Below are 2,334 nucleotides of genomic sequence, written 5' to 3' on the forward strand. Positions count from 1 at the left end.
GGGCAGCCGATCGCGGGCCAGCGTGAAAATATCGCTCGAGCCGCGCTCCGTATCGGTCTTTGCCAACACAAGGTTCATCGCAAAATCCGCCTTTGCCCTCAGGCCGCGTCCTCGAACTGCGCGTAGCCGCTTTCCTCGAGCTCAAGCGCCAGCTCCTTGCCGCCGCTCTTCACGACGCGGCCTTTCGACATCACGTGCACGACATCGGGGATGATGTAGTTCAGCAGACGCTGATAGTGCGTGATCACGACCATCGCCCGGTCGGGCGAACGCAGCGCGTTGACGCCGTCGGCGGCGAGCCGCAGCGCGTCGATGTCGAGGCCGGAATCCATCTCGTCCAGGATGCACAGCGCCGGCTCGAACAGCGCCATCTGCAAGATCTCGTTGCGCTTCTTCTCGCCGCCGGAAAAGCCGACATTGACGCCGCGCTTGAGCATGTCCAGCGGGATGTTCAGCGATTTTGCGACCTCGCGCACCTTCTTCAAGAAGTTGGGCGCCATGAGTTCGCCCTCACCGCGCGCCTTGCGCTGGGCATTGTACGCCGTGTGCAGGAAATTCATGCTGGTCACGCCGGGAATTTCGACCGGATATTGGAACGCCAAGAACACGCCCTTGGCCGCACGCTCGTCCGGCGCCATCTCCAGGAGGTTTTCGCCCTTGAACAGGATCTCGCCGTCGGTGACCTCGTAACCGGGCTTGCCGGCGATGACATGCGAGAGCGTCGACTTGCCGGAGCCGTTCGGCCCCATGATCGCATGCACCTCGCCCGGATTTACGGTGAGGTCGAGCCCGTGGAGAATCTCGCGCTCCTCGACACGGACGTGCAAATTCTTGACTTCAAGCAATGACATCAGTCGTTCTTTCCCGAATCTTGCCTGGCCACCGCATTTCGGCCCCAGTGGCCATCAGTTTTCCAAACAGCAATCACCACAAGCGCGATCGTCGCAGCAACAATGATCGATGCCATGCCCACCAACATCGCTCTCGAGCCCGTGTGGGTGGCAAGGATCGCGGCACTTGCCCAAACCACAAGGCAATAAGCGGCGGTGACTGCCCACCCTTCCCAGGTGTTCGGAGCTGCTCCATAGCCGTATTTCTTTGGCTTGAACCAGTACGCGTGAGCCATGATTGTCAGCCTACGCTACCCTCGAGCGAGATCGAGATCAGCTTCTGCGCCTCGACCGCGAACTCCATCGGCAGCTGCTGCAGCACGTCTTTGACAAAGCCGTTGACGACGAGGCCGACGGCCTCTTCCTGCGACAGCCCGCGCTGGGTGCAGTAGAACAACACGTCCTCGGAGATCTTCGAGGTCGTCGCCTCGTGCTCGAAGGTCGCCGAGGCGTTCTTCGCCTCGATATAGGGCACGGTGTGAGCGCCGCATTTGTCGCCGATCAGGAGCGAATCGCAGGCGGTGAAGTTGCGCGCGCCCGTGGCCTTGCGATGCGCGGTGACGAGGCCGCGATAGGTGTTCTGGGATTTGCCGGCCGCGATCCCCTTGGAGATGATCCTGCTCGTGGTGTTCTTGCCGAGATGCAGCATCTTGGTGCCGCTGTCGACCTGCTGAAAGCCGTTGGAGATCGCGATCGAATAGAACTCGCCGCGCGAATGATCGCCGCGCAGAATGCAGCTCGGATATTTCCAGGTAATCGCAGAGCCGGTCTCGACCTGCGTCCAGGAGATCTTTGAATGGTGCCCGCGGCAGTCGCCACGCTTGGTGACGAAATTGTAAATGCCGCCCTTGCCCTCGGAGTTGCCGGGATACCAGTTCTGCACCGTCGAATATTTGATCTCGGCATCGTCGAGCGCGACGAGCTCGACCACAGCCGCGTGCAACTGATTTTCATCGCGCTGCGGGGCGGTGCAGCCTTCGAGGTAGCTCACATAGGAGCCCTTGTCGGCGATGATCAGCGTGCGCTCGAACTGGCCGGTGTTGCGTTCGTTGATACGGAAATAGGTCGACAGCTCCATCGGACAGCGCACGCCCGGCGGCACATAGACGAACGAGCCGTCGGAGAACACCGCCGAGTTCAAGGTGGCAAAGAAATTGTCCGAGGTCGGCACCACCGAACCGAGATACTTCTTCACGAGCTCGGGCTGCTCGCGGATCGCCTCCGAGATCGGCATGAAAATCACGCCGGCCTTTTTCAGCTCTTCCTTGCAGGTGGTCGCAACCGAGACCGAATCGAACACGGCATCGACCGCGATCTTGCGGGTCGCCGGATCGCCTGCGCCTGGAAGCGGCTCAACGCCTTCGAGAACAGCGACTTCGCGGAGGGGAATGCCGAGCTTCTCATAGGTCCTGAGAATCTCGGGATCGATCTCGTCGATCGAGGT

3 protein-coding genes are annotated in these 2,334 nt (G+C 60.9%); all 3 read right to left on the minus strand.

Translation table 11 applies throughout. From position 1 onward, the window contains the following. Positions 1-98: 98 nt before the first annotated feature. Positions 99-851: a Fe-S cluster assembly ATPase SufC gene (sufC, locus tag JOZ76_RS07225; protein ID WP_291697939.1), complete on the minus strand. Its 753-nt coding sequence runs from the start codon at positions 849-851 to the stop codon at positions 99-101. Next, positions 851-1,126, minus strand: a complete 276-nt coding sequence (locus JOZ76_RS07230; RefSeq protein ID WP_291697940.1) for a hypothetical protein — start codon at positions 1,124-1,126, stop codon at positions 851-853. Before JOZ76_RS07230 ends, sufC begins: the two co-directional genes overlap by 1 nt. 5 nt (positions 1,127-1,131) lie before the next feature. Next, the coding region (gene sufB, locus JOZ76_RS07235) for a Fe-S cluster assembly protein SufB (RefSeq protein WP_291697941.1) at positions 1,132-2,334 on the minus strand (1,203 nt) is incomplete at its 5' end.

The organism is Bradyrhizobium sp. (assembly GCF_019244115.1).
In the GTDB taxonomy this organism is placed as follows: Bacteria; Pseudomonadota; Alphaproteobacteria; order Rhizobiales; family Xanthobacteraceae; genus Bradyrhizobium.